Origin of the sequence: Halorarius halobius, assembly GCF_024298865.1 — an archaeon.
GTDB lineage: Archaea > Halobacteriota > Halobacteria > Halobacteriales > Haloarculaceae > Halorarius > Halorarius halobius.
In genome coordinates, this window is record NZ_CP101161.1 from 1,821,364 (window position 1) to 1,846,920 (window position 25,557).

Here is a 25,557-nt window from a genome sequence, read left to right on the forward strand (position 1 = left end):
ATGGGACGCACCACCGTTAGGCTCCGTTTGTCCTACAACGGGGCGTAGGCACCTCGACAACCCATGACAGACACCACGGACGTGACGCGGAGAGGCGTCATGAAGGGCATCGGCGGTATCGCCGCGCTGTCGATGTCGAACGCGACGGTCGCACAGGCTCAGGAGGTACTGGAGAGTCCGCTCCCGACGGACCCCCACACGCGGGACACCTACCGCGCCATCGTGGACGCGGTCGTCCCACGGACGCCCCAGCTAGAGGAGGAACTCGGCGAGGAGCACGTTCCCGGCGGCCTGGAGGTCGAACTGGAGAAGTTCATCATCTGGGACTTCAACCACTTCCAGGAGGTCCGCTCGGAGATGCTGACCGAGAAGACGGAGGCTCCGGCCGCGAAGATGCCCCTGTCGCTGTTCGAGACCGGGCTCGACCTCACGGGCGGGGAGTCGCCGCTCGCGGCGCTCGTGGAGCGCGCCCGGCTCGACGACCTCACGACGCTCGACGGGCTGGACGCGCTGGATGGGCTGGGCGACCTCGGCGGGCTGGACGGGCTCGACGCCGCCGACGTCAACGACCTCGACTCCTCGCTGGAGCTCACCGACGGCATCAGTGAGACACTGGAGTTCGGCCCGGTCGACTCGTTCGACCTCTCGTTTGCCGACGTCGACCCCGGAGCCGAGGGCATCGCCGAGTTCCGGCGGACGGTCACCGTCGACGGCCAGCGACACCAGCGCGTGCTCCAGAACTACCCGTACGCGGCGGTGTTCCCGTTCGCGTTCGACCTCGTGGCCGCGGAGTTCCTCGCACGGGGGCGAAACGAGGACCAGCCGAGCCCCAACCCCGAGTTCGCCGGCGGCGGCACGTTCACCCGCCTGTCGCGACAGGACCGCCTCCGCTGTCTGTGGACCATCGTCGACGGGAGCGTCATCGACCGCCTCGACACGTTGCTGTCGCCGATGGTGCCCGACGTGGGCATCCTGAAGTACGTCGTGATGGCGGTCAACGGGCTCCACGGCTTCGGCTACTACACGGAGTGGTCCGGGCTCGGCGAGACGAAGACGAACACGCCGACCGAACGCGAGATGCAGGTCGCTCCCGACGAGGTCCAGAGCCGCCAGCAGACCGACTACCCCGGGCCTGCGCCCGGCTACGCGGCCGACTGGCGTCACGCGGTCCCCGGCGGGTTCGACGACCCCGACGTCGACGAACTCGACCTCTCGGACGACCTGGCTGGCGACGACTACATCGACGGCATCGGGGGTGACAGCTGATGCAGGACCCCGACGTCGTCGTCGTCGGCGCCGGCGCGGACGGCCCCGCGGCGGCGTGGAAACTCGCCCACGACCACGGCCTCGACGTCCTCGTGCTCGAAGGCGGCCCGTGGCACGGCAACGAGCAGTGGCCCGAACCGCACGCCGACGCCGGCGGCACGGTCAGCACGGACCCCGAGGACCTCGACGGGAAACTGCTGGACGAGCAGTTCACCCACCGCGAGGCCGACGCCAACGACCCCACCTACGGCTATCTGCGGGTCGGCCCCGCCGACCACTCGCGGGCGCCGTGGTTCCGCAACCTCCACCAGAACGCGTTCATCTGGCAGATAGCCGCCGTGGGCGGCACCTCGGTCCACTACTTCGCCAACCATCCGCGGGCGTACCCCCACGCCATCGACGAACAGCCCCACTGGCCCATCGACTACGAGGACCTCGTGCCGTACTACCAGCTCAACGAGGAGAACACCAGCACCCAGCAGGCCCCGATGACGGGCAAGGAGGAGGTGTTCATCGAGGGCGCGGACGCCATCTACCCGCGCATCGACACGAAGAACGTCACCGAGACGGGCTGGCGGCCGCAGGCCAACGCCGTCGAGGTGCCCGGCAAGGAGACGCCGCAGGGCGAGGGGCCGCTTAACTCCGAGTACGACGGCTCGTTCAGCTACGACGACGGGTTCCGCGGCGACACGCTCGTCGGTGACCACTTCCAGGGGTCGTCGACGCCCGTCGACGCGCCGGTCCGCGAGAAGGCCCGCAAGTCGAGCAACGTCGGCTACGTCCCCCGGGCGCTCGACACCAACGACGACCCCGATGCGGGCAACGTCGCCATCCGCCCGAACGCCTACGTGACGAACGTCGAGACCGAGGGCGGGCTCGGCGGCGTTCCCGAGGCGACGGGCGTCACGTTCCGCGACTCGTGGTCGGGGCAGACCGGGACCGTCGCCGCGGACACCGTCGTCCTCGCCGGTGGCTGTATCGAGACGCCGCGGCTCTGGCTCAACTCCGACCTTCCGGACGACGGCTGGGTCGGCAAGGGGCTGACGACCCACTGGTTCGACTGGGTCGTCGGCGTCTACGACGACGAGACCATCGAGGACATCAACCCCGACGCGGGCCACATGGACCCGTACATCGGGCAGAACTCCGCAGTCCGGTTCGACAAGCCGGGCGTCGGCGGCCTCGAGGACATCGGGATGTCGCCCGGCCTCGTCTCCTACGCCGACTACCTGTTCACGGAGGCGGGCTACTCGTTCGACACGCCGACCGACCCCGGCGAGCCGTGGGACACCCGCGGCTACCTCGTCGGCGAGGAACTGAAGCGCAAGATGTCGAACTACAAGCAGACGAAGGCGCTTCTGGTGTTGACCGACGACCTGCCGCGCCAGGAGAACGGCGTTTCGCTGGACAACACCTTCAGCGACGAGCACGGCCCGGTGCCGAAGGTGAAGTGGGAGCCCCACCCGGACGACGACGCCAAGCGCGACGAACTGGCACGCATCGCGGCGAACATCCACCAGGAGGCCGGCGCCGACCACATCCACCGCGCGGAGTGGCCGCCGCTTCTCCTGCATATGCAGTCGTCGATGCGGATGGGGAAGGTGCTCGACTCGGCCGCCGAGGCGAAGAACGTCGACCGCCTGTTCGTCGCCGACCACTCGGCGATGGCGAACGGGCTGGGCGGCCCGAACCCGACGAACTCCGGGCAGGCGCTCGCGCTCCGCACTGCGGACAAGATAGCCGAGCGCTACTTCTGAGCGGCGTCGGGCTCCCTACCTGCCCGCCGCAGTTCGCCGAGCGCGACGAGCACGTACAGCAGGCCGACCAGCCGCGTCGCCGGTGCCACCCACGGTTTCCAGCGCGGCGCCGACCCGTCGACGTACGCCAGTTCCGACCCGACCTCGAGATAGCGCTCGGGATACAACAGCGCCAGCAGGCCGACGACGCCGAGGAACCGCTTGAACCGCGCGTACGAGCGGTCGCTTCGCCACAGCGCCAGCAGGAACACGGCGCCCTCGACGCGAGCGCCGGGGACGACCCACGGGCGCACCTCGCAGTCGTCGGGGTTGGCCAGCGCCAGCGCCTCCGCCCGCTCGATGAGCCGCTCGGGTGCGAGCACCTCGATTACACAGACGACCGTGAGCAGTCTGCGGAGCATACCGGGCGTTCGACGGCCACCACGAAGAATCTCACCCGTCGACGAATCGCTCGGGGACCCGCGCCCGGATGTCGGGCGGGAGCCGCGGCACCAGCAGGGCCGCGAGCCACGCCCACAGCGTCGCCAGCGGTTTCCGGAGCAGGGTGTAGCCCGCCGAGACGGCCACGAGCGCGGCGACGGCTCCCGCGACGGCGCCGTCGAACGCGAAAAGCGGCGGCGCCGCGAGCGCGCCCGCGACCAGCAGGTCCTCGGGAGCACCGTCGTAGCGGACCCACCGCTTCGGCGCGAGCCAGCGGCCGTGGTAGTGGCTGTAGACGGCCCGGTCGGAGGTGGCCTCCCACGGTCGGAGTTCGAGCCCGCCGCCGAGGGCGTCCGACGCCGAGTGCAGGGCCGCGCCGGCGAGGAACCACGCGACGGCGACCGTCGCCGTCGTCGGCACGGCGGCCGCGACCCCTGCGGCCAGCGTCGCCGCGGCGGGGTAGTAGACCGGAAAGTGGAGCGTCCGCCGGTGGTCGGCGTAGATGTCGAGGTCCGGGAACAGGCCGCCGACGCCGGCGGCGGCGACGGCGACGGGCGCGAACTCGGGGGCGACGACGGCCGACAGCGTCGCCAGCGCGACGGCGGCCAGCACGTGGGTCGTCGCCATCATCACTCCGGCTAGTCGTCGCCGCGCTAAATCGCTGTCGGCGAGCGTTGATGTGGCTCGACGCCCAACGCCCGGTGATGGCGTTCGGGTCGTCGGCACGACGGACGCAGGTGGCCAGTCGGCTACTGCAGGCGGCCATCGGCGCCGTCCTCCTCGTCGGCCTCGCGACGCGGAACCTCAGCGTCGTCGTGAACGCGACGCTTGCGCTGTCGGTGACGTTCCTGCCGGGCGTGCTCGCCCGCGACTACGGGCTGACGGTCGGTCCGGGGCTGGTGCTGTTGTTGACGAGCGCGCTGTTTCTCCACACGCTCGGCATGCTGGGGCTGTACGACGGCGTCTGGTGGTACGACCACGTCACGCACACGCTGTCGGCGATGCTCGTGGCGGGGGTCGGGTACACGGTGACGCGAGCGGTGGACCGCTACTCCGAGGCTATCTACCTCCCTGACCGGTTCCTCGCGGTGTACATCGTGCTCGTGACGCTCGCGGCCGGCGTGTTCTGGGAGATGCTGGAGTTCCTCGCGCGTGAATTCGCGGTCCTGCTGGCGCTGGAACCGGTGCTCGTCCAGTACGGTCTCGGCGACACGCTGGTCGATTTGGTGTTCGACGCCGTCGGGGCGGGCATCGTCGCGCTGTTCGGCACCGAGCGGTTCGAGGGTCTCGTCGGCCGGGTGACGGTGTGGCTGGAGGAGCGGACGGCGGGCGGCCGATAGCCCGGACGGAGGGTCGGTGGCCGGCCTGCCGGTGTGGGCGAGCGTGGTCGGCCGCGAGGGACTACCGACCACGTCGGGACTTAAGTGTTTAATGTGTTTAATACCCAATCGAAATCCCTTTTATGGCGGGGTGCCTGACAGATATTTACTTGATATGAACTCGGAGCGCCTCTCGACGGGCGTCCCCGGCCTCGACGCGGTACTCGATGGGGGGTTGGTGTCGGGGCAGTCGTACATGGTTCGGGGCGATTCGGGCACGGGCAAGACGATACTCGGCCAGCAGTTCCTGCTCGCGGGGCTGGAGGCGGGCGAGCGGGCGCTGTACGTGGCGTTCGAGGAGCGCCCGGAGGCGATTCGTACCCGCGCGGCGACCCTCGGGTTCGACCTCTCGGGCGTCGAGTTCCTCGATTTGACGGCGGAACCGGACCTGTTCGTCGAGGACGATACCTACTCGGTGTTCACCACCAGCGAGGTCGAGGGCAAACCCATCGCCGAGGAGATAGCCGAGGCGGTCGAACGGGTCGACCCCGACCGGGTGTTTCTCGACCCGCTGACGCGGCTCCGCCACGTCGCGCCCGACGACCACCAGTTCCACCGTCTCGTCTCGTCGATGATGCGGTATCTGACCGACCGTGGCGTCACGTCGGTGTTCTCCACCCAGTCGACCCAGCGTAGCCCCGACGACGACCTGCAGTATCTCGGCGACGGCACGGTCGAACTGCTCGACACCGACCGCGGCCGCTCGGTCCGGGTGACGAAGTTCCGCGGCTCCGGCTTCGAGAAGGGCCCCCACGCGCTCACAATCGGCGAGGGCGGCGTCGACGTGTTCCCGAAACTCGTGCCCGGCGACCACGACGCGGCGTTCGAGCCCAAACAGCTGTCGACCGGCAACGAGGGGCTGGACGCGCTCCTCCACGGCGGCATCGACCGCGGGAGCATCACGCTCATCAGCGGCCCGAGCGGCGTCGGGAAGTCGACCACCGGGTCGCTGTTCCTGCAGGCGGCCGCCGACCGTGGCGAGAACGCGGCAGGGTTCCTGTTCGAGGAGCCGACAGAGTCGTTCCGCCACCGGGCGGAGAGCCTTGGCATCGGTCTCGGCGACGCGGTCGCCGACGACCGGCTCCGTCTCCACTCGCTCGAACCCCTGCGGCTGTCGACCGACGAGTTCTCCAATCTGGTGCGCGAGGAGGTCGAAGCTCACGATATCGAGGTGGTGCTCATCGACGGCACCGCCGGCTACCGGCTGTCGTTGCACAACGAGGAGGAGGACCTCGTCGGCGAACTCCACGCGCTGTGTCGCTACCTCCGAAACATGGGCGTCACCGTGCTGGTGACCGAGGAACTGCACGACATCGAGGGGACGTTCCGGGCCAGCGACTCGCACGTCAGCTATCTCGCGGACACCATCCTGTTCCTCCGCTACGCTGAGCGAAACGGCCGGATGGAGAAGGAGATAGGCGTGATGAAACGCCGCCTCGGCGGGTTCGACCCGACCATCCACTCGCTCGTCGTCGACGACGACGGCTACCGCGTCGGCGACCCGATAGCGACGGACAGCGAGGGGGGGTCCCGCTCGTGAGATGACGAGCGTCCAGCAGACCGCCACCGACGGCCCGCTGGAGGTGCTCGTCGCGGTGGACGGACAGCGCGACCGCCAACTGCTGGCCGAGGCCCTCGACGACTATCAGGTCTCTACGGCCTCCCCGGACGCCCCGCTCGGGCGGTTCGACTGCTGTGTCGTCGACGACCGCACGTTTCCCGCGCTGGTCGAGGAGCTACTGGGCCGGAAGGCGGCCGCGGACCCCGTCTTCCTCCCGGTGCTGGTGCTGGCGAGCGACGACGCCAGCGCCGAGCGACTGCTGTCCGACGCGACCGCCGACGCGGTCGACGATGTCGTCGTGGTGCCGACCGCGGCGGAGATAATCCAGTCGCGGATATCGTCGCTTCTGGAGACGCGGACGCTCTCGTTGCGCCTCGACGCCGAACGCGCGGAGTACCACGCGCTCGCGGAGAGCGCGCAGGACGCCATCGTGGTGTTCGACGAGGACAACGTGATTCGGTTCGCCAACCGGGCCGCGGAGACGCTGTTCGGCTACGCGCCGGACGTGCTGGTCGGCACGTCGGTCACCGACCTGCTCGTCGAGGAGGAGCCGGACGGCCCGCTTGCGGACCCGGCCGAGGCCGTCGAGTCGGAGACGGAGGCGTTCGAGACGGACGTGATCACCGCACGGGACGCCGACGGGCGACACGTCCCGGTCGAGGTGTCGGCGGCGCGGTTCGAGGCCGGTGGCGAGTCGCGATACACCGCCATCGTCCGCGACGTCACCGAGCGGGAGGCGCGAACCGCCGAACTCGCGGAGGAGCGGGCGGTACTGCAGGGCATCTTCGACGCCTCGCCCGACGTTCTCGTCACGGTCGACGCCGACGCGACGCTGAACCGCTGGAACGACCGCCTTCCGGAGCTGACGGGCTACACCGACGCGGAACTTCTGGACATGCCGACCGAATCGCTCGTCCCGGACGGGCAGTTCGAGGACGCGCTCGAGTCGCTGGAGACGGCGCTCCACGACGATACCACGGTCCGGGTCGAGATGGAACTCCGGTGCAAGGACGGCGAGCGGGTGCCGCTGGAAGTCGCCATCGCGCCCATCCGCGACCAGAAAGGGAGTGAGGCGGTCGTCGCCGGACGCGACATCTCCGAGCAGAAGGCCCGCGAGCGGGAACTGGAGCGGAACCGTGACCTGCTGGCGCGGACGCAGGCCATCGCCGACGTCGGCGGCTTCGAGGTCGACGTGGCGACCGGCGAGCTGTACTGGACCGACCAGGTGTACGAGATACTCGGCGTCGAGCCGGGGCCGGAGCCGACGTTCGAGGAGTCGTTCGACCACTTCCACCCCGACGACCGGCCACGTCTCCGTGCGGCTGTCGACGAGGCCTTGCACGACCAGGAACCGCAGGACCTCGAACTCCGTGTCGTCCGCCCGTCCGGCGAGGTCCGCTGGGTCCGGCTCAGGGGGAACCCGAGGTCGTCGACGGCGAGGTGGTGTCGCTCCGCGGGGCGATTCAGGACGTGACCGAGCGGAAACAGCGCATGCAGGAACTCGAGCGGAGCTACGACCTGCTGGAGCGGACGCAGGCCATCGCCGACGTCGGCGGCTGGGAGGTCAACCCCGAGACGGACGACCTCAGATGGACCGACGAGACGTACCGCATCCACGGGCTCCCGGTGGGTAGCGACGTGGCGTTCGACGACGTCGTCGACCTGGTGCTCGACGACGATCTGGGAATCATCGAGGACGCGTTCCGCGATGCCGTGGCCGACGACGACTCGTTCGACGTCGAGTTCCGCATCGAGACGCCGGCCGGCGAGCGCAAGTGGGTTCGCACGAAGGGCGAGGCGGTCACGCGGGACGGCGACCGCATCGTCCGCGGGACGATACAGAACGTCACCCAGCGCGTCGAGCGGGAACAGGCCGTCCGAGAGAGCCGCGAGCGGCTCGAAGTCGCCCTCGACGCGTCGAACGCCGGCGTCTGGGACTGGGACCTCGACACTGGCGAGGTGATGTGGCACGAGTCGAGCGAGCGCCTGTTCGGTGTCGACCCCGGCAGTTTCGAGGGCACGTTCGACGCCTTCCAGTCGTTCGTCCACCCGGACGACCGGGACCGCGTCGAGGAGGCCGTCGAGACGGCGGTGACCGAGACGGGGATCCTCGAGTCGGAGTTCCGCATCGAGCGCACCGACGGCGAACAGCGCTGGATAGCGGTCACGGGGCGCGTGCTGTACGACGAGGGCGGCGGGCCGACGCGACTGCTCGGTGTCGGCGTCGACGTGACCGAACGGAAGTCCCGCAAACAGGACCTCGAGCGGAGCCACGACCTGCTGGAGCGGACGCAGGCCATCGCCGACGTCGGCGGCTGGTCCATCGACCCGGAGACGCTGGAGGTGTTCTGGACCGACCAGGTGTACGAGATACTCGGGCTCCCCGTCGGCGAGGAGCCGCCGCTGGCGGATGCGCTCGATGTCTACCATCCGGACGACCGGCCGACCATCGAGGCGGCCGTCGAGACGGCGCTCGACGACCACGAGCACATCGACGAGCGACTCCGCGTCGTGCGCCCGTCCGGTGAGGTCCGCTGGGTTCGAGTGCTGGGGGAACCGGAGGTGGTCGACGGCGAGGTCGCGTCGCTCCGCGGGGCGTTCCAGGACGTTACGGACCGCATCGACCGCCAGCGGGACCTCGAGCGCTACGAGGCCATCGTGACGACGGCCGCCGACCCGGTGTACGTGCTCGACGAGTCGGGCCACGTCACGATGGCGAACGAGGCGATGGTCGAGCAGTTCGCTCTCGGTCACGGCGACCTCATCGGCACGCCGATGCGCGACCTCATCGGGGCCGAACAGGCGCGTGAGGCCGAGCGGGAGATCGCGTCGATGCTCCGGCAGGGCGACGACCAGCGCACCCTCACGTTCACGCTCACGACCCCGACCCGGGGGCGCCGGACGTACGAGGTGAACGTCTCGATACTGTGGTCCGACGGCGAGTTCGCCGGCACCGTCGGCGTCGCCCGCGAGGTGACGGCACTTCTGGAGCGCGAACAGCGGCTCTCGGTGCTCGACCGCGTCCTCAGACACAACATCCGGAACAAGCTGAACGTGGTCGTCGGGCGGGCCGACGCGCTCACGGGCATCGACGACGGGACCGTCCGGGACAACGCCAGAGCCATCATCAATGCCTGTGACGAACTGCTCGAACTCAGCGAGACCGCCCGCCGGTTCGAGGCCACAGTACACGCCGACGGCACGGACGCCGAACTCATCGACCTCGGGACGCATCTCCCGCACGTCGTCGAGGAAGCGAACACGAGCTACCCCGACGCGAGCGTCGCTCTCGACGTCGACGACCCGCCGCTGTGGGTCGACGCCCACAGGACGCTCGAACTCGCCGTCGAGGAGGTCATCGAGAACGCCATCGTCCACAGCGGCGGGTCGCCGTCGGTACACGTCACCGCCAACGAGGACTCCGACTCGGGGGTAGTCGAACTTCGCGTCGCGGACGACGGTCCCGGCCTCGACGACGTCGACCGGCAGGCCCTCGAACGGGGCATCGAGACGCCGCTGGAACACATGACGGGGCTGGGGCTGTGGTTCGTCCGCTGGACCGTCGAATCGTCGGGCGGCACGCTCACCATCGAGGACAACGACCCCCGGGGGACCGTCGTGGTCTTCCGGCTTCCCGGGGCCAACCGGCCGGACGAGTGAGCGAGCGCGGCCGGCCCGTCAGTCCCGGCCGGTTGTCACTGCGGCCGGCCCGTCAGTCCCGGCCGGTTGTCACTGCGGCCGGCCCGTCAGTCCCGGCCGGTTGTCACTGCGGCCGGCCCGTCAGTCCCGGCCGGTTGTCACTGCGGCCGGCCCGTCAGTCCCGGCCGGTTGTCACTGCGGCCGGCCCGTCAGTCCCGGCCGGTTGTCACTGCGGCCGGCCCGTCAGTCCCGGCCGGTTGTCACTGCGGCCGGCCCGTCAGCCCTCGGCGGTTGCCACGACGCCGAGAGCCGTCAGTCCCCCGCCGCGAGGTCGTCGCTCGTGTCCAGCGCGACGAGTTCGTCCACGTCCGGTATCTCGGCGGAGGCGTCGGTGATGATCTCGATGCGGCGGGTGAGTTTGTCGCGGGCGTAGCCGACCAGCGGTACGGGGTTCACGAAGTTCTCCTCGTAGCTGACGATGTTGGCGACGTTGCCCATCAGCGACTGGAGGGTGTCCCGGACCACCTGCGGGTCGACGTCGTCCTCGCGGATGTGCTGTTGGACCTTGTGCATTCCCCAGCCGACGTGGCGCCCCTCGTCGCTTCGGATGTAGCTCAGCCCCTCGACGAGCCCCGGAAGATGGGGGATTTCGGGCGCGTCGTCGCGGACGATTTCGCTGGAGGGGTCCTCCTGGAACGCGCTCGTCAGCCCGAAGTAACCGGTCTGGGCGAGCACCGACTCGACGACGAGGTGGTAGTGACAGTACGCCCGCACGCGGTTTTCGGGGGTGTCCTCCTCCAGCAGGCGGTGCATCGCCGCCTCCACGTCGTCGAACAACGCGACGTAGTCGTCCATGAAGAACTCGTCGTCGGTGGGCATCGGCACCTCCCAGCCGCGCTCCTTGCAGACGGGAACGAGGACGTCCCGCCAGTAGCGGTCGAAGAACTGGGTGTGTTTCGCCTCCTCGTAAATCTGGGAGGAGATGAACATCTGGTCGTCGATGTCGTCCAACACCATCGAGAGGGGGGCGAGGTCCTCGGTGACGGCCTCCTCGCCGGCGCCGAACAGCGCCAGCCCCTGTGCGAGGCCGTCGGACTCGTCGGCGTCGAACTCCGCGTCAAGAAGCGCCTGCCGGTCGCGTTCCAGCAGTTCCTCGGGGATGTCCTCGTAGGGGTCCCAGTGGTTGTAGACGGCGTGTTTGAAGTAGCCGCCCGCCTGGCTCTCCGGGTCGAGGCGAAGCGAGCGGGTGGCGTCGGCGTAGCGGTTCATACTCGTCCGTACTGTGGCAGTGTGTGGCATTGGTGGTGGTGCCGCTGTTCGGCGGGTCCTATAAGTGGACAGGCAATCGCCGGCCGTCGTCCGCGGGGATGGCGGCAGGATTATATCCGCCGCGCCGGCAGTCGGGCGTATGCGTCAGGCCATTCTCTCGGCGGCCCCGCCCGAGGGGTTCCACCCCATCGACCGGGCCGTGGCGGAGGACCCGGACGTCCGCCGCCGCTCCATCGAGGCAATCAGCCTGCTGGAGGACGGCACCTGCGTCGTCCTCTACTGGGTCGACGGCGACCTCGACCGCGCCGCCGAGATAACCCGCGACCACCCGGGCGTCCACGAGTTCGAACTCCACCGGGTCAGCGACGACAGCGGCCTCTCCTTTGTCCATCTCGACGCCACCGAGGTGATGGAGGCACTGCTCGTCATCACCCGCCGGGAGGCCATCGTCGTCCGTCCGCCCATCGGCTGTCTCCCCGATGGAGGTGTCCGCGTCACCATCGTCGGCACCGACGGCGCCATCAGCGACGCCGTCGAGGCCGCCCCCGACTCGCTGGACGTCCGACTGGAGCGGTTCGGCCCCTACGAGCCGTCGACCGAGGAGGACTTCTTCGCCAGCCTCACCTCCCGCCAGCGCGACACGTTCACCGCGGCGATGGAGCTGGGCTACTACGAGGTGCCGCGCCGCACCACTCACGAGGAACTCGCCGAGGAGCTGGGGGTCTCCAGAAGCACCGTCGGCGAACACCTCCGCAAGATCGAGGCGCGGGCGCTGTCGACGCTGGCGCCCGCCCGGTTCTCCACCGAGTGAGACGGTCGGCCGCCGCCGGCCGCTATTTAAACCCGCCGCACAACGGCAGGAGAACCCTTAGGCCCCCTGCACCGTTCTGATGGTGACGTATGAGCGACATCGTGTTCCCGAGTCAGGCGTGGTTCACCGAGTACCGCAAGCGCATCAACGGCGACGACGAGTACGCGGAGATATCGGGCGACTGGGGCGTCGGCTTCGACGGCGACTTCGTCTTCGAGATGCGGCAGATGCCCGTCGACGACATCGACTTCGACGCGCTCCCCGAGGAGCTCGCCGCTGAACTCGAGGAGTACGTCGACCGCGAGACCGGCACCGGGTACGCCCTGCTCGGGCTGGAGGGCGGCGAGTGCACCAGCGCCGAACTCATCGCCGACGTCGACGACGTGGAGTACGGGTTCAAGATGGTCGCGGAGTTCGACACCTGGAAACAGCTCGTTTCCGGACAAATCGGCGCCATCGACGGCATGATGTCCGGGCAGTTCGAACTCGAGGGCGACATGCAGAAGGTGCTCCAGTACTCGGACTCGGCCGCGCGGCTGACGGAACTGTCGTCGAACATCGACGCCACGTTCGTCGACGAGGAGTACGGAGCGTAGCGTCGCTTGCTCCCTGTTCGGTTCGTTCGACATCCGCCCAGCGTCGCGTGTCGACGGCGCCGATGTCGGGGTCGCTTATAACTGCCCGCTGGTGTGCCGCCGAACGTTTACGGGGGTGTCACGGGACCTCTCCAGGAGCATGCGAAACGTGACCACGACGCCTGGACCGCTCCCGTCAGCGGTCCCGCGGGGCCTCCGGCGTCGAGCGGCGGGCACGGGCAGTCTGGATCGGACCGACGACTGGCGGCTCCCGGGCGCCGGGGGGAAGCGCTGACCCATGGCTCGGAGCCGACTCGCCGCGACCGGCCGGACGCTCGCGGTGGTGCTCGTCGTCGCGGCGTTGCTGTCCTCGGCCGTCGCCGGCGTCGCCACGCCGGGTGACAACGGCGACTACGAGGTGGCCGACGGCCGGCAGGGCGGCGTCGACCCCGGCCGCGAGGACGACGAACAGCAGGTGTTCCCCATCAACTTCACGTACTTCCCCGTGGACCACTCGCCGGGGACGACCGGCGGGTCGTTCGAGGTGTACGCTTCCGGGCTCTCGGAGAACATCGCCGCCCACTGGGTGGTGCTCGAGGTCCCCGACTTCGGGGTGTCGTCGTGCACGGCCAGCGACGCCAGCGCGTTCGGCATCGACCGCGGCAACGACGGGGCCGGCACCGAGACCGACAAGAGCCTCCTGACCGCCTACCAGTCGTACACGTCGAACGAGACGGGGTTTTTCATCGAGTTCTACCGGAAGGAGGCGCTGGCCGGCGAGCCGGTCAACGCCACCATCGACGACCAGGTGGTCGCCCGACAGGACGGCTGTGTGACCAACCCCTCGGAGCCGGGCTGGTACCGCGCTGACGGGTTCATCAGCGGGTCGACGAAGTTCGACACCCGGACCGACTACAAGATATTCGCGGCGAGCCAGTACACGTACGTCTGCGACTGCGAGAGCCGCCAGCAGGCCGTCGAGACGCTCGGCCCGCCGCCGAACGCCGACGGTGGCACCCCGACGCCGACGCCGGCATCGACCGCGACGGCGACGCCGACAGCGACAGCGACAGCGACGCCGAGCGGGTCGACGCCGACGGCCACCCCGGAGCCGACGGCGACGGCCGGGCAGGCGACGCCGACGGCGACAGCGGGCGGCAACCCCGATGACGGACGGACGGCGAGGCAGACGACACCGACGGCGACCGCCGCCAGCAACCCCGACGCCGACCGGACGGCAACGGCCCGGCGGACCGCGGCGCCCCGAGAGACGGCCGTGCCGACGACGCCCACCATCGCCGAGGGCCCCGGCTTCACGGCCGGCCTCGCGCTGGTCGCGTTGCTTGCGGCCGCGCTGGTCGCGGTGCGGCGGACGTAACTCCCTGCTTGAGACCGGTCCCGTAACGTGTTCCGGCAGTAGGTTTCGTCCCTCGGGAATCAGCTCCCGTACAGCGCGGCTATCTCGTCGTCGTACTCCTCGCGGAGGTCGCGGCGCTTCTTCTTCATCGACGGCGTCAGCAGGTCGTTCTCGGCGGTCCACTCCTCGCCGACGACGCGGACGCCACGGACCCGTTCGTGTTTGTCCTTCGTCTCGTTCACCTCGTCGATGGTCTCGTCGACCCACTCGCGGACGCGGTCGTCGTCGGCCATCCCGTCGAGGTCGTCGGGCACGTCGACGCCCTCCCGGTCGGCGCGCCGGCGCACCGTCTCGGGGTCCGGCACCACGAGCGCGCCGAGGAACTTCTCGTCGTCGCCCAGCAACATCGCCTGGTCGATGAGATCGGTGGCGACGAGGTCGTCCTCGATGGGCTGAGGGGCGACGTTCTTCCCGGTGTCGAGTACGAGCAGTTGCTTCAGGCGGTCGCGGTAGGTGAGATAGCCGTCCGAATCCCGCTCGACGATGTCGCCGGTGCGGAACCAGCCGGCGTCGAACGCGTCCTCGGTCGCCTCGGGCTTGTCGAGGTAGCCCTCGAACACCTGCGGGCCGCGCACGAGCAACTCGCCCACCTCGCCGTCGGCGTCCGCGCGGGTCTCGTCGTCGACCACGGAGGCGTCGAGCTTGATGTCCGTCTCGACGACCGGCGGGCCGAGTGAGCCGTGTTTGGGGGCCTCCGGCGGGTTCGTCGCCACCACCGGGGAGGTCTCGGTCAGCCCGTACCCCTGGCTGATGGGCATCCCCATCCCGTCGAACAGCTCCGTCAGCTCCGGGGGGATGGAGCCGCCGCCGGAGATGAACGCGTCGACGTTGCCGCCGAGTTCCTCGCGTATCTGCGAGAAGACGAGCCGGTCGGCGACGGCGTGTTTCGCCCGCAACAGCGCGCTCGCGCCGCCGTCGCGCTTGACGGCGCCGTACTCGCGGGCCACGTCCATCCCCCACTCGAAGATGCGACCCTTCACGCCGTCGGGCGCCTCCTCCTGAATCTGGCTGTGGACGCGCTCGTACAGCCGCGGGACCGAGGTGGCGCCGTTGGGCGAGACCGCCGAGAGGTCATCGCCGACCGTGTCGGTCGACTCGGCGTACGCGACGGTGCCGCCGGCCGCGAACATCGAGAAGTGGCCCGCCGTGCGCTCGAACACGTGGGCCAGCGGCAGGAACGACAGCGTTCGGGTGTCCGCGTCGATGGTCATCCCCTCGTCGTCCTTGTCGGGGCGGGGGCCGAACCGCTTGCGTATCTGGGCGACGTTCGCCCGGAAGTTGCGGTGGGTGAGCTTCACCCCCTTCGGTTTGCCCGTGGTGCCCGACGTGTAGATGATGCTCGCGAGGTCGCCCGGTTCGGGGGCGGCGACCCAGTCGTCGTACCCCTCGACGCCGGCCGCCTCGCCCAGTTCGTACACGTCGGCGAGCGTGTACACGTCGTCGCGCTCGGAGCCGTAGGCGTCCATCACGACGACGAACTCCAGGGCGTCGAGGTCGTCGGCGACCGACAGCACGCGCTCGGCGAGTTTCCCGGAGCCGCAGACGACCCCCGTCGCCGAGGGGTCGTCGAGCAGGTACGCCACCCGCTGTGGCGACGACTCGGTGTAGACGGTCGTGACGGTCGCGCCCACGGACAGCAGTGCGAAGTCGGTCTGTGCCCACTCCGGGCGCGTGTTCGCGTGGATGGCCACCCGGTCGCCCCGCTCGACACCCAGTTCGCGGAACCCGGCGGCCAGTCGCTTCACCACCTCCTGCATCTCTGCGTAAGTGAGCGACGCGAACTCGCCGTCGGGTGCGGCGTCGTACGCGACCCCCGCGAGTGACCGGTCGACGACGCCGCCCTTGTACCACTGGGCGTCGCCGTCGGCGTGGCGGTCGGCCGCGTCCGCGAACAGTTCCGGTAGCGTTCCCTCCCGTGTGGCGTAGTCCTCGTACTCGCGCTCTGCCCGGCGCCAGTCGTCGGTCATCGGTAGCGGGTGGACGGCCCGGTTCCAACGGTGTTTCGCCGTCAATGTGTGGTATTCCTTTATCCGCTGTGGCGTGGTGACGACCCACACGGGGCCGCAGTCGTGCGGCCGTTCTTCTGGTCGGGGTTGAAAAACGCCGGAGGAGGCCGGCAGAAGGGTTTTTCCCGGAGTGGCGCACGCTCCGGTGTGCGCTTCATCACGTTCCTGCTCGTGCCGCCGGACGGGCAGTTCCACCCCATCGAGGCGAGCCTCGAATCGGCCGGGCTCCAGCGCCGGGCCATCCACCGGTTCCGTCTGCTTGACGACGACACCGTCGTCTCGCTGTACGAACTCCAGGGGGACCACGAGACGGCCCAGACGATGCTCGATGACCACGACGCCGTCGCGTCGGTATCGACGACGGCGCTGGGCGAACGCGTGTTCGCCCACGTCCAGTTCGAGCCCACCGACCTCATCGAGCGGGTCTACGCCATCCCCCAACAGCACGACCTGGTGCTCGACATGCCGATGGAGTACGCCGACCGCGGCGCGTTGCGGGTGACCGCCATCGGCACGCTGGAGACGTTCCGGGAGGCGATGGGGTCGATGACCGAGGAGGTGGGGCTCCGCCTTCTGGGCACCGGCGACTACGTGCCGACCGACCGGGGGCTGTACGCGCAGTTGACCGAGCGCCAGCGCGAGACCCTGCGAGCGGCCGTCGAGGTGGGCTACTACGAGGAGCCACGGCAGGCCAGTTACGAGGATATCGCCGACGAACTCGGCGTCTCGACTGGCACGGTCGGCGAGCACCTCCGCAAGATAGAGGCGACGGTGCTGAAGGGAGTCTTACCTCAGAAGTAGCCGCGGTCGTCCATCCCCTCGACGAGGTCGTCGACCAGTTCGTCGACGCTGTCGTAGGGGTAGTCGGCCTCGCCGGACGCCTTCTGGTTGAGCTCCATCGCCGTAATCTCCTCGTCGCCGACCTGGAAGCTCGTCGCCGGCCCGTTCGGGAGCGCGGGGACGAGGTCCATCGGGCTGTTGACCGGGTAGTCGGCGCCTTCGAACGCTTCGGTGAACTGCTCTCGCACGTTCTCTTTGTCCGCCATAGCAGACGCCACTCCTGGCTCCTCCCCCGTGGTCCTGTCGCCGCAACTGTGCGGCTCTTTAAGTCTCGGCCGCCGCGGGGACGAGCGCCCGGTCTTCCTCGGCGACCTCCCTGAGCACCCGTGCCTGTATCTTTCGGAGGTGTTCGCCGACCGTGCCGGCCGAGCAGTCGAGCGCCTCCGCGACGTCCGCCTGCGTCGCCGTCCGGGGCGTGTCGTAGTAGCCGACCGCGACGGCCGTCGCCAGCACCTGCCGCTGGCGGTCGGTCAGCACCGACGCGAGTTCGTCCGTCGACGGGTGGTATCGTCCCGCGCGTTCGAGCGTGATGGAGAGCGCGTCGGGCACGGCGTCCGCGGCGGCACGGATGTCGGACTGCTTGCCGGCGACGGTGACCCGAAGCGCCGTCTCGTCGACGAACTCCAGTGGCGGGTCGACGGTGAGCCGGTGCTCGGAGACGAGCGACAGCAAGGTCGCTACCGGCTCCGTCGGCTGGAAGTGGACGCGGGCGTGAAAGGCGTCGGTCGTACCGCCGGCCTCGAAGATGTCGAACGAGCGGACGGGGTCGGCGGCCGCGAGCGTCTCCCGCATCGCCGCCCGGTCGCCGGTCAGCCGGTACAGCGTGACGCCGGTGCCGTCCTGCAGGAGGTCGAGATGCAACAGCGCGTCGGGGTCGACGCTCGGCGGGGCCTCTCGCCCGACGAGTTCGAAGGGACCCTGGCGGCTCCGCAGGAGGAACCGGGCACGTCGCATAGCCGACGACTGCGGCCTGTCAACCTAAAGTCGACTGCCGGTTGTCTCCGACCGTATTTACGCTGGTAGGTGCAATCGCGGCCGAAGTCTCGGGAACGTTTTTGCCCGGTCGCGCCCTCAGTCCGGTCGAATCGCCCGCCTACTCTCGGTGAAAAGGCTCACGTAGCGTCAATAGTTACACCGGACGTGGACCGCAGTCGCATCGTCGTCGCCCTGCTCGCCCTGCTCGCGGTCGTCTCCATCAGCGTCGCGGCCGCGACGCTCAACGACACCGCGGGCGGGAGCGGCGGCATCGGCGCCGGCGACACCGAGGACCCCGGGCTCGGCGAGGGGTCGTTCGGTATCGACCTGTCGCCGCCGACCATCAACGACGCCGGGGCTCCGGGCTGGCTGGCCGTCTGGCTCGGCCGCCTGCTACTGCTGTTCGTCGTCCTGGCGTCGCTGTACGCCTTCTACCAGCTCTACCGCGAGTACGGCCCCCGCGGGGTCGCGTTCGCCGTCGTCAGCGCCGTCGTGTTCGCCGCGCTCGTGTTCCTGCTGTTCGGCACCGGCGAGGGCGGGATGGCCCCGGGCCTCTCCGACTCCGACCGGAACAACACCTCCATCGTCCCCGGCGGCGGCGTCCCCGGAAACGCGGACACGAGCGTCCCCGCGGCCGACCCGCCGACGGTGCTGGCGGTGCTGTTCGCGCTCGCGCTGGTCGGCGCGGGGGTCGTCCTCGTTCGCGCGACCGGCGACGACGAGTTCACGCCCGAACCCGAGGCCGTCCCGGCCGGCGAGGAGGACGTCGAGGCGGTCGGCCGCGTCGCCGGCGAGGCCGCCGACCGCATCGCCCGCGGCTCCGTCGTCGACAACGAGATATTCCGCGCGTGGCGCGAGATGACCGACCACCTCGCGGTCGACAACCCCGAGGCGAGCACGCCAAGCGAGTTCGCGGCCGCGGCCGTCGACGCCGGGATGGCCCGCGAGGACGTCGAGGCGCTGACCGCCCTGTTCGAGGAGGTGCGCTACGGCGACGCGCCCGTCACCGACGAGCGCGAGCAGGAAGCCGTTGACGCGTTGCGGCGCATCGAGGAGGGGTACGCGTGAGACGCACCCTGCTAGTCGGGGCCGCGACGGCGCTCGCGGGGCTGGCGGTCGTGTTCGTCCCCGCGCTGGCTGTCGGGTTCCCGGTCTCGTACGGGCTGGTCCTGCTGGTGGGGGCGCTCGCCTTCCTCTTCGGTCTCGCGCTCGTCCGGGCGCGAATGGCGACCGACCGCGACACCGCGACCCTCCGAGAGGTGGAGGCGCGGGCCGACCAGCCGGTGCCCGGCGACGGGTTCGACGCCGACCTCGCGGCCATCTCGCCCCGGCGCGACCGCGAGAACGACGCCGCCCGCGCCCAGGTGCGCGAGCGGTTGCAGGCGGCCGCGCTGGGCGTCCTCTCGCGGGAGGGCCACCCCCGCGAGGAGGGGCTGGAGATGCTCGACACCGGCGAGTGGACCGACGACCCCGTGGCGGCGGCGTTCTTCGCCACGGAGCCGGTCGAGGCCGACGACGACTCGCTGGTCGACCGGCTCCGCGGGTCGACCGAGGCCCGCACCGGGTTCCGCCAGCAGGCCCGGCGGGCCGCGCTCGCCGTCGCCAGGCGGGCGGGGGTGGCCGATGAGTGAGACCGTCGTCGACCCGGCCGAGCGGACCGACCCCGACACCGTCGACCGCGAGACTGGTCGGTGGCGCGGCATCGGTGCGGTGGCGCTGTTCGCCGCCGCCGTCGGCGTCGTCGTCGCCCAGCCGGCGCTACTGCTGGCGGGGTCGGTCGGCGCCGTCTTCGTCGCGTACGCCGCCGCGAGCGCCCCGCCCGAAGGCGAGGTGGAACTCACCCGCGAACTCGACGACACGGAGGCCGCGCCGGGCGACCCCGTCGGCGTCACGGTGACCGTGACGAACGTCGGCGACTCGACGCTCCCGGACGTGCGGGTCGTCGACGGCGTCCCCGCCGGCCTGGAGGTCGTCGAGGGGTCGCCCCGCCTCGGCACCGCGTTGCGCCCGGGCCGGAGCGCGACCCTCCGGTACCGGGTCGAGGCGAGCCGTGGCGAACACGCCTTCGAGGCCGCGACGGTGCTGTTGCGTGGCTTCTCGGGCGCCATCGAGCGGGAGACGACCGTCCGGGCGACCGAGCCGACGGAACTCGTCTGCGTGCCGCCGCTGGAGACGGGCGTGCCGATGCCGCTCCGGACCCAGACCGCCCAGTACACGGGGCGGGTGGCGACCGACACCGGCGGCGCCGGCACCGAGTTCCACGCCGTCCGGGAGTACCGCCCCGGCGACCCCATCTCCCGCATCGACTGGCGGCGGGCGGCCCGCACCGGCGAGTTCGCCACCGTCGAGTACCGACAGGAGCAGGCCGCGACGGTCCAGTTGGTCGTCGACACCCGCGAGGAGGCCCACGCCGGACCCGAGGACGCCGCCTCCGCCGTCGAGCGGTCGGTCACCGCGGCGGGCGAGTTGTTCACCTCGCTGTTGGAGACGGGCGACCGGGTCGGCCTCGCCTCCTACGGGCCGAAGGACACCTGGCTCGCGCCGGGCGCCGGCGGCGAGCACCGGGCGCGGGCCCGCGACCTGCTGGCGACGGACCCGGCGTTCGGGGCGACGCCCGTCGACGAGCCGTTCTTCGCGGGCATCCAGTTCAACCGCCTGCGCCGCCGGCTCTCGCCGGAGACGCAGGTGGTGCTGTTCTCGCCGGTGACCGACGAGTATCTCGTCAGCGTCGCCCGCCGACTCGACGCGTACGGCCACCGCGTCACCGTCGTCAGCCCGGACCCCTCCGATGCGGGGTCGGCGGGCCGGGCGCTGGCCCGCGCGGAGCGTGACGTCCGCCTGTCGGAACTGCGACGGGCCGGCATCCGCGTCGTCGACTGGGGCGAGGAGTCGCTGGCCGCGGCCATCGCGGACGCCAAAGCGAGGTGGGACGCGTGAGCGGGGAGTCGGCGGACGACGCGGCCGGCGAGCCGGCGGGGTTCGAGCCCGGCCCGTCGAACCTCGGCCGCGGGCTGACGCTGGCGGCGGCGCTGGCGGCCGCAGTGACGCTCGCCCCCTCGTTGCCAGCGGTGGCCGTCGGCGTCGTCGCCGTCGGCCTGTTCGCCGTCGCGCTCCGCCGGGGGTCGCGCCGTGCGCTCGGCGTCGCCACCGGCGCGCTCGTCTGTGGCCTGCTCGTCGGCGGCATCTACGGCACGCCGCCCGAACTGCTCGTCGTCTCGGCGGGCGCGACAGTGCTGGCGTGGGACGTGGGCGACACCGCCCTGGGCGTCGGCGAGCAACTGGGGCGGCGTGCCCGCTCCGAGCGGCTGGAACTCGTCCACGCGGCCGCCAGCCTCGCGGTCGCCGTGGTGGGTGGCGCCGTCGCGTACACGGTGTTCCGGCTGGCCGGCGGCGGCCGCCCGCTTCTGGCCGTCGTGTTGCTACTTCTGGGCGCGACGATGATAGTCGCCGTACTCAGGTGAGCGGGGGGCTTTTGCGCCCGCGCCGCGAACGACGGCCGTGACCGAACGCCTCGACATCGAACACGACCTGCCCGACCCGCTTCGCGAGGCGCTCCGCGACGAGACGCGAACCGTCGGAACGCTGTACAACGCCCTCCAGGACATGGACGAGGAGGCGTTCGCCGACCGGTTCGGCGGCGCGCTGGTCGCGTTCCGCGAGGCGCTCGCCGACACGGACGCCGAGTTCGCCATCGCCGTCCTCGGGCTCCACGTCTCGGAGGACCCCAACGACATGCTGGCGGGCGCGGACCTCCTCTCGGTCCACGAACCGAACGACGACGGGAGCGTCTCGACGCTCCTGTTCACGGGCGAGGCCGGCGTCCCCGACACCTGCGTCATGCTCCCGGTCCGCCCGGACGACTGCCCGCCCGGCTCCGGGGAGCCGGTCGGCGACATCTCGGTCGAGGCGTTCCGCGAAATCGTGGCGGCGATGCTGTTCAAGCGGTTCGACCTGCTCCAGAACGACGTGGACGGCTACCGCGACTCCTACCTCCGGCCGACGGTCCGCGGGCTGGAGGCGTACGCCGACGCCGCGCTGTAGCGATGTCGATGGCCATCGCCCACTTCGCGTTCGGCGGCGCCGTCACGGTGCTCGTCGTGACGTATCTCCTCCCCGGGCTCCCGTACCCCCGGGCGGCGGCGCTCGCTGGCGGCGTGTGGGCGATGCTCCCCGACGCTCACTGGGTGAGCCCGGTCGCGGCCGCCGACCTGAAGGCGCTCCACGCCTCGCGGCTGGTCGACGTGTTCTTCCTGCACCACTCGCTCGACACGCTGGACCCGACGGACTCGAAGCGGGTGGCCGCGGCGCTCGTGGCGCTGTTCTTCCTGGTGACGCTCGTCGCCGAGCGCCGCGAGTACCGCGCGCTCGAGCGAGTCAGGGAACTGTCCCGCGAGTAGCCCGACGGGGCGGCCCGACTACCGGGCGGCCGCCTCGCGAGCCGCCTCGTCGTCTAGCGGGTCCTGGAGTTCGCCCATCACCGTCTCCAGGGCGTCGGTCGCGGTGAGCAGACCGACCACGTCGCCCTCGGAGAGCACCAGCGCGAGTTCCTGTCGCTCGGCCTGGAACTGGTCGATGGCGTCCGTGACGCTCGTGTCGGCGGTGATAGTCATCGGCGGCGCGGCTATCTCCTCCAGGGTCGTCTCGCCGGCCCGGAGCTCGTCGATGCGGTCGAGCACCGACGGGACGTAGACGATGCCGCGGAACTCGTCGACCGACTCGCCGACCAGCGGGTAGCGGGTGTGTGGCGACCCCGAGAGCCGCTCGAAGTTCTCCTCGACGGACAGTTCGGTCGACAGGAAGACGACGTCGTCGGTGTCGACCATCACGCTCTCGACGGGGGTGTCGCCGGCCGCCAGCGCCGACAGCACCTCGGCGTGACGCTCCTCGGAGAGTTCGCCCTGTTCGAGCACGCTGTTGAGCCGCTGGTGGAGCTGTGCGCGGGTCTCGATGGCCTCCTCCTCAGCGTCGAGCCACGCGCCCGTCATCTCGATGCCGAACAGCCCGAGCGTCCACTTCGCGACGGTGTCGCCTATCTCCATCACCGGCCGGATGGCCTTCGTGAAGTAGTACAGCGGCGTCGCGCCGTACCGACAGACGAGCTTCGTCCGCTCGACGCCGAGATACGTCGGCGTCTGCTCGCCGTGGGTCAGGTGGACGAGGTTGATGATGATGAACGCGATGGCCGCGCCGGCGCCGACCGACGCGAGCGCGCTGTTGGCGAACACCGGCTCGAAGATGGCCGCCAGCGCCGGCTCCGCGACGATACCGACCGCGATACTGGAGGCGGTGATACCCACCTGGCAGGCGGTCAGGTATATCTCCAGTTCGTCGGTCATGTTCCACGCGCGGCGCAGGCCGGGCGTGTCGAACTCGGACTCGCTGTACTGTCGGACCCGGGTCAGCGCGAACTCGATGGCGACGAAGAAGCCGTTGGCGAGGATGAGCGCGATTCCGGCGATCAACCGAAGCCCGATCTGGAGCGTCGTCAGGTTGTGCCCGGCTTGGAGCGTCCAGAGACTCATCTGTCGTGTTCCCGGCGACTGGATTCGGCGTCGCGCCGTTAGTACCTTCTGTCTCGCGACGAGCGGTCGATTCGGGCGTTTCGGCCCGGGCTGTGGTGTCAGCGCCGCCTACAGCGTCGGAACCGGAACCTCCTCCATCGCCTCCTCGACGACCCGGCTCTTGTCCACGTTCTCGACTTTCGCGTCCGGCGTCAACACGAGACGGTGCGCGAGGACGGCCTCGGCCACCTGCTTCACGTCGTCGGGAGTGACGTACTCGCGGCCGACGACGACGGCGCGGGCACGGGCGGCCTCGAACAGCCGCTGGGTGCCACGCGGAGAGACGCCCACCTCGACCCGGCGGTCGGCGCGGGTGGCCCGCGCGAGTTCCGCGACGTAGTACAGCAGGTCCTCGTCGACGCGCACCTCCTCGGGGGCCGCCCGCAGTTCCGCGACGCGCTCGGGGTCGAGCACCCCTTCGACCGACGGCGCACGCTCGACGCGGCCGGCCCGCCGCCGGAGCAGTTCGACCTCGCCCTCCTCCTCGGGGTAGCCGACCGCCGTCTTGACGGCGAAGCGGTCGAGTTGCGCCTCCGGAAGCGAGAAGGTCCCCTCCTGCTCGACGGGGTTCTGGGTGGCGATGACCAGGAACGGGTCGGGCAACTCGTGGGTGTCGCCGTCGACGGTCACCTGCTCCTCCTCCATCGCTTCCAGCAGGGCGGACTGCGTCTTGGGGGGCGCGCGGTTGATCTCGTCCGCGAGGACGACGTTGGCGAAGATGGGGCCCTCGCGGAACTCGAACGAGCGGTCCCGCTCGTTGAACACGTGCGTGCCGGTCACGTCCGACGGGAGGAGGTCGGGCGTGAACTGCACGCGCGAGAACGAGAGGCCGAGGGCCGTGGCCAGCGAGCGAGCGGTGAGGGTCTTGCCGGTGCCGGGGACGTCTTCGAGCAGGACGTGGCCGCGGGCGACGGCGCCGGTGAGGACGGTCTCGAGGAACTCACGGTCCGCGATGACCGCCTCCCCGACGGCGTCGAGGACGGCCTGACAGTCGGCGCTTGCCGCGTCGATGTCCATACACCGGACGCGGGGCGCTCGGCGTTTATTCCTGTCGGGACGCGGCGCGGAACCGTAACCCCTAAAGTCGCTACCGGCATCGTTCGAAACGAGCCGAGGTAGCCTAGCCTGGCCAAGGCGGCAGATTCGAGATCTGCTGTCCTCACGGACACGGGAGTTCAAATCTCCCCCTCGGCGTTTTCACGACGGACACCCGTCGAGCGACCGCGTAGCGTGTCGCTCGACCTGCCGAGTGACGGTCACGTCGGCGTCGCTCCGGGGTGTGGTACTGTCGTGCACTCGCGGCAACTTTCGCCAGCCATACGTACCGGTACGTCCGACTCCGGGCATGGATGTCGTCGAGGACTCGCTGGGCGTCGACATCGGCGTTTTCCTGGCGCGGCCGCTGTTCGCGCATCTGGCGACGCGCTCGCCGGAGGGCCCCCGGGAGTCGCCGGTGTGGTACCTGTGGGAAGACGGCTCGCTGTGGATAGACGGCGACCGGGACGCCAACTCCTTCACGAGTCGGGTCGCCCGCGACGAGCGTGTCGCGGTCGGAATCGTCGACTCCGAGCCACGTCGCGGGCTCATCCAGCACGTCGGGATGCGCGGTACCGCCGAGGTGGTGCCGTTCGACCGCGACCGCGCGACGCGGCTGTACGAGCGGTATCTCGGTAGCGACGTCGAGTCGTGGGACCCGCGGTTCCAGTCGTACATCCGCAACCCCGCGGAGTCGTCGGTGTTCGTGCGTGTCGACCCGGAGACGGTCGTGGCCCGCGACCAGTCGTACGCGCCGGCGCCCGGGCGCTAGTTCGGTTCGCCCGTCTGGTTGCGTGCCAGTCCGCCCCGGAACGCTATCCACGCCAGCACGCTCACGAACAGGATTGGCGGGAGGATCATGAACCCCCACAGCGGGTCGAGACCCCACTCCAGCAGCAACAGCACGTCCGCGATGCCGAGAAACAGGAACGGGAGCATCGCGTAGAACGCCCGCTTCCGGCTGACTCCGGGGCCGTCCTCGTCCATACCCGTCGTCGGGCCCCCACGACCAAAAGCGGCGCGGCACACGACGGCCGAACATTATT

Annotated in this window: 26 protein-coding genes and 1 tRNA gene; 18 read left to right on the top strand and 9 right to left on the bottom strand. The window is 70.3% G+C overall.

Features of this window, described 5'->3' with window-relative positions:
* Positions 1–63: 63 nt before the first annotated feature.
* Together NL112_RS09420 and NL112_RS09425 are read left to right on the top strand one after the other, a co-directional pair.
* Positions 64–1,266: a hypothetical protein gene (locus NL112_RS09420; protein WP_255152512.1), complete on the top strand. Its 1,203-nt coding sequence runs from the start codon at positions 64–66 to the stop codon at positions 1,264–1,266.
* Entirely contained in the window at positions 1,266–3,023 is a 1,758-nt protein-coding gene (locus tag NL112_RS09425; RefSeq protein ID WP_255152514.1) for a GMC oxidoreductase, read from the top strand. Before NL112_RS09420 ends, NL112_RS09425 begins: the two co-directional genes overlap by 1 nt.
* Here NL112_RS09425 and NL112_RS09430 read toward each other — a convergent pair.
* Entirely contained in the window at positions 3,014–3,424 is a 411-nt protein-coding gene (locus NL112_RS09430) for a hypothetical protein (RefSeq protein ID WP_255152515.1), read from the bottom strand. The genes NL112_RS09425 and NL112_RS09430 overlap by 10 nt on opposite strands.
* A 31-nt stretch (positions 3,425–3,455) precedes the next feature.
* Positions 3,456–4,073 carry a metal-dependent hydrolase gene (locus tag NL112_RS09435; RefSeq protein ID WP_255152516.1) on the bottom strand — a complete coding sequence of 206 codons (618 nt, stop codon included), beginning with the start codon at positions 4,071–4,073 and terminating at the stop codon, positions 3,456–3,458.
* A gap of 74 nt (positions 4,074–4,147) precedes the next feature.
* Here NL112_RS09435 and NL112_RS09440 point away from each other — a divergent pair, with 74 nt between their 5' ends.
* The 4 genes from NL112_RS09440 to NL112_RS09455 all read left to right on the top strand — a co-directional run bounded on the left by NL112_RS09440 (position 4,148) and on the right by NL112_RS09455 (position 10,043).
* Complete coding sequence (locus tag NL112_RS09440; RefSeq protein ID WP_255152518.1) at positions 4,148–4,783, top strand: DUF2238 domain-containing protein; 636 nt, start codon at positions 4,148–4,150, stop codon at positions 4,781–4,783.
* 154 nt (positions 4,784–4,937) lie between these two features.
* Entirely contained in the window at positions 4,938–6,362 is a 1,425-nt protein-coding gene (locus NL112_RS09445; protein ID WP_255152519.1) for an ATPase domain-containing protein, read from the top strand.
* 1 nt (position 6,363) lies between these two features.
* On the top strand, positions 6,364–7,857 hold the full coding sequence (locus NL112_RS09450) for a PAS domain-containing protein (RefSeq protein WP_255152520.1): 1,494 nt from the start codon (positions 6,364–6,366) through the stop codon (positions 7,855–7,857).
* Entirely contained in the window at positions 7,827–10,043 is a 2,217-nt protein-coding gene (locus NL112_RS09455; RefSeq protein WP_255152521.1) for a PAS domain-containing protein, read from the top strand. The genes NL112_RS09450 and NL112_RS09455 overlap by 31 nt, the downstream gene beginning before the upstream one ends.
* Before the next feature lie 291 nt (positions 10,044–10,334).
* On the opposite strand, the gene NL112_RS09460 is transcribed toward NL112_RS09455, so the two are convergent.
* Positions 10,335–11,291: a ferritin family protein gene (locus tag NL112_RS09460; RefSeq protein WP_255152522.1), complete on the bottom strand. Its 957-nt coding sequence runs from the start codon at positions 11,289–11,291 to the stop codon at positions 10,335–10,337.
* A 139-nt stretch (positions 11,292–11,430) separates the two neighbouring features.
* Here NL112_RS09460 and NL112_RS09465 point away from each other — a divergent pair, with 139 nt between their 5' ends.
* From NL112_RS09465 to NL112_RS09475, 3 genes are all read left to right on the top strand, one after another.
* Positions 11,431–12,102 (top strand): helix-turn-helix domain-containing protein, encoded by a 672-nt coding sequence (locus NL112_RS09465; protein ID WP_255152524.1) that lies wholly within the window; start codon positions 11,431–11,433, stop codon positions 12,100–12,102.
* Positions 12,103–12,191: 89 nt separating this feature from the next.
* The gene (locus NL112_RS09470; protein WP_255152525.1) at positions 12,192–12,698 is read left to right on the top strand and encodes an SCP2 sterol-binding domain-containing protein; all 507 of its coding nucleotides are present in this window, start codon (positions 12,192–12,194) and stop codon (positions 12,696–12,698) included.
* A 277-nt stretch (positions 12,699–12,975) separates the two neighbouring features.
* Complete coding sequence (locus NL112_RS09475) at positions 12,976–14,055, top strand: PGF-CTERM sorting domain-containing protein (RefSeq protein WP_255152526.1); 1,080 nt, start codon at positions 12,976–12,978, stop codon at positions 14,053–14,055.
* Positions 14,056–14,114: 59 nt separating this feature from the next.
* On the opposite strand, the gene NL112_RS09480 is transcribed toward NL112_RS09475, so the two are convergent.
* The gene (locus NL112_RS09480; RefSeq protein ID WP_255152527.1) at positions 14,115–16,061 is read right to left on the bottom strand and encodes an AMP-dependent synthetase/ligase; all 1,947 of its coding nucleotides are present in this window, start codon (positions 16,059–16,061) and stop codon (positions 14,115–14,117) included.
* Positions 16,062–16,247: 186 nt separating this feature from the next.
* Between NL112_RS09480 and NL112_RS09485 the strand changes: the two genes are divergently transcribed.
* Entirely contained in the window at positions 16,248–16,901 is a 654-nt protein-coding gene (locus NL112_RS09485; protein ID WP_255152529.1) for a helix-turn-helix domain-containing protein, read from the top strand.
* Here NL112_RS09485 and NL112_RS09490 read toward each other — a convergent pair.
* Positions 16,892–17,146 (bottom strand): MTH865 family protein, encoded by a 255-nt coding sequence (locus NL112_RS09490; protein WP_255152530.1) that lies wholly within the window; start codon positions 17,144–17,146, stop codon positions 16,892–16,894. The two genes, NL112_RS09485 and NL112_RS09490, sit on opposite strands and share 10 nt — an antisense overlap.
* 58 nt (positions 17,147–17,204) lie before the next feature.
* Positions 17,205–17,894, bottom strand: a complete 690-nt coding sequence (locus NL112_RS09495) for a helix-turn-helix domain-containing protein (RefSeq protein ID WP_255152531.1) — start codon at positions 17,892–17,894, stop codon at positions 17,205–17,207.
* Positions 17,895–18,080: 186 nt separating this feature from the next.
* On the opposite strand from NL112_RS09495, the gene NL112_RS09500 reads away from it, so the two are divergent.
* Genes NL112_RS09500 through NL112_RS09525 form a run of 6 tightly spaced genes read left to right on the top strand, consistent with a single transcriptional unit; the run spans position 18,081 to position 22,312 of the window.
* Positions 18,081–18,983 (top strand): DUF4129 domain-containing protein, encoded by a 903-nt coding sequence (locus NL112_RS09500; protein ID WP_255152532.1) that lies wholly within the window; start codon positions 18,081–18,083, stop codon positions 18,981–18,983.
* Positions 18,980–19,546, top strand: coding sequence for a DUF7269 family protein (locus NL112_RS09505; protein WP_255152533.1), 567 nt, complete (start codon positions 18,980–18,982; stop codon positions 19,544–19,546). The genes NL112_RS09500 and NL112_RS09505 overlap by 4 nt, the downstream gene beginning before the upstream one ends.
* Positions 19,539–20,852 (top strand): DUF58 domain-containing protein, encoded by a 1,314-nt coding sequence (locus tag NL112_RS09510; RefSeq protein WP_255152534.1) that lies wholly within the window; start codon positions 19,539–19,541, stop codon positions 20,850–20,852. The genes NL112_RS09505 and NL112_RS09510 overlap by 8 nt, the downstream gene beginning before the upstream one ends.
* Positions 20,849–21,376: a DUF7519 family protein gene (locus NL112_RS09515; RefSeq protein WP_255152535.1), complete on the top strand. Its 528-nt coding sequence runs from the start codon at positions 20,849–20,851 to the stop codon at positions 21,374–21,376. Before NL112_RS09510 ends, NL112_RS09515 begins: the two co-directional genes overlap by 4 nt.
* Positions 21,377–21,413: 37 nt before the next feature.
* Positions 21,414–21,956 (top strand): hypothetical protein, encoded by a 543-nt coding sequence (locus tag NL112_RS09520; protein WP_255152536.1) that lies wholly within the window; start codon positions 21,414–21,416, stop codon positions 21,954–21,956.
* Between the two features lie 2 nt (positions 21,957–21,958).
* A complete protein-coding gene (locus NL112_RS09525; RefSeq protein WP_255152537.1) occupies positions 21,959–22,312 on the top strand; it encodes a hypothetical protein in 354 nt (117 codons plus the stop codon).
* An 18-nt stretch (positions 22,313–22,330) separates the two neighbouring features.
* On the opposite strand, the gene NL112_RS09530 is transcribed toward NL112_RS09525, so the two are convergent.
* Entirely contained in the window at positions 22,331–23,404 is a 1,074-nt protein-coding gene (locus tag NL112_RS09530) for a CNNM domain-containing protein (protein WP_255152591.1), read from the bottom strand.
* Between the two features lie 141 nt (positions 23,405–23,545).
* Positions 23,546–24,493 carry an AAA family ATPase gene (locus NL112_RS09535; protein WP_255152538.1) on the bottom strand — a complete coding sequence of 316 codons (948 nt, stop codon included), beginning with the start codon at positions 24,491–24,493 and terminating at the stop codon, positions 23,546–23,548.
* A 92-nt stretch (positions 24,494–24,585) separates the two neighbouring features.
* On the opposite strand from NL112_RS09535, the gene NL112_RS09540 reads away from it, so the two are divergent.
* Positions 24,586–24,670, top strand: a tRNA-Ser gene (locus NL112_RS09540).
* 151 nt (positions 24,671–24,821) lie between these two features.
* Complete coding sequence (locus tag NL112_RS09545) at positions 24,822–25,283, top strand: pyridoxamine 5'-phosphate oxidase family protein (RefSeq protein ID WP_255152539.1); 462 nt, start codon at positions 24,822–24,824, stop codon at positions 25,281–25,283.
* Here the strand turns inward: NL112_RS09545 and NL112_RS09550 are convergent.
* Complete coding sequence (locus NL112_RS09550) at positions 25,280–25,498, bottom strand: DUF8142 family protein (protein ID WP_255152540.1); 219 nt, start codon at positions 25,496–25,498, stop codon at positions 25,280–25,282. The genes NL112_RS09545 and NL112_RS09550 overlap by 4 nt on opposite strands.
* Positions 25,499–25,557 lie beyond the last annotated feature (59 nt).

Excerpts from the sequence above, each read along its gene's own strand:
- NL112_RS09450 (WP_255152520.1), top strand. The coding sequence starts at position 6,364 with ATGACGAGCGTCCAGCAGACCGCCACCGACGGCCCGCTGGAGGTGCTC.
- NL112_RS09495 (WP_255152531.1), bottom strand. The coding sequence starts at position 17,894 with ATGCGACGTGCCCGGTTCCTCCTGCGGAGCCGCCAGGGTCCCTTCGAA.
- NL112_RS09490 (WP_255152530.1), bottom strand. The coding sequence starts at position 17,146 with ATGGCGGACAAAGAGAACGTGCGAGAGCAGTTCACCGAAGCGTTCGAA.
- NL112_RS09545 (WP_255152539.1), top strand. The coding sequence starts at position 24,822 with ATGGATGTCGTCGAGGACTCGCTGGGCGTCGACATCGGCGTTTTCCTG.
- NL112_RS09430 (WP_255152515.1), bottom strand. The coding sequence starts at position 3,424 with ATGCTCCGCAGACTGCTCACGGTCGTCTGTGTAATCGAGGTGCTCGCA.
- NL112_RS09435 (WP_255152516.1), bottom strand. The coding sequence starts at position 4,073 with ATGATGGCGACGACCCACGTGCTGGCCGCCGTCGCGCTGGCGACGCTG.
- NL112_RS09440 (WP_255152518.1), top strand. The coding sequence starts at position 4,148 with ATGGCGTTCGGGTCGTCGGCACGACGGACGCAGGTGGCCAGTCGGCTA.
- NL112_RS09420 (WP_255152512.1), top strand. The coding sequence starts at position 64 with ATGACAGACACCACGGACGTGACGCGGAGAGGCGTCATGAAGGGCATC.
- NL112_RS09525 (WP_255152537.1), top strand. The coding sequence starts at position 21,959 with ATGTCGATGGCCATCGCCCACTTCGCGTTCGGCGGCGCCGTCACGGTG.
- NL112_RS09445 (WP_255152519.1), top strand. The coding sequence starts at position 4,938 with ATGAACTCGGAGCGCCTCTCGACGGGCGTCCCCGGCCTCGACGCGGTA.
- NL112_RS09480 (WP_255152527.1), bottom strand. The coding sequence starts at position 16,061 with ATGACCGACGACTGGCGCCGGGCAGAGCGCGAGTACGAGGACTACGCC.
- NL112_RS09475 (WP_255152526.1), top strand. The coding sequence starts at position 12,976 with ATGGCTCGGAGCCGACTCGCCGCGACCGGCCGGACGCTCGCGGTGGTG.
- NL112_RS09535 (WP_255152538.1), bottom strand. The coding sequence starts at position 24,493 with ATGGACATCGACGCGGCAAGCGCCGACTGTCAGGCCGTCCTCGACGCC.
- NL112_RS09425 (WP_255152514.1), top strand. The coding sequence starts at position 1,266 with ATGCAGGACCCCGACGTCGTCGTCGTCGGCGCCGGCGCGGACGGCCCC.
- NL112_RS09550 (WP_255152540.1), bottom strand. The coding sequence starts at position 25,498 with ATGGACGAGGACGGCCCCGGAGTCAGCCGGAAGCGGGCGTTCTACGCG.
- NL112_RS09465 (WP_255152524.1), top strand. The coding sequence starts at position 11,431 with ATGCGTCAGGCCATTCTCTCGGCGGCCCCGCCCGAGGGGTTCCACCCC.
- NL112_RS09460 (WP_255152522.1), bottom strand. The coding sequence starts at position 11,291 with ATGAACCGCTACGCCGACGCCACCCGCTCGCTTCGCCTCGACCCGGAG.
- NL112_RS09470 (WP_255152525.1), top strand. The coding sequence starts at position 12,192 with ATGAGCGACATCGTGTTCCCGAGTCAGGCGTGGTTCACCGAGTACCGC.
- NL112_RS09510 (WP_255152534.1), top strand. The coding sequence starts at position 19,539 with ATGAGTGAGACCGTCGTCGACCCGGCCGAGCGGACCGACCCCGACACC.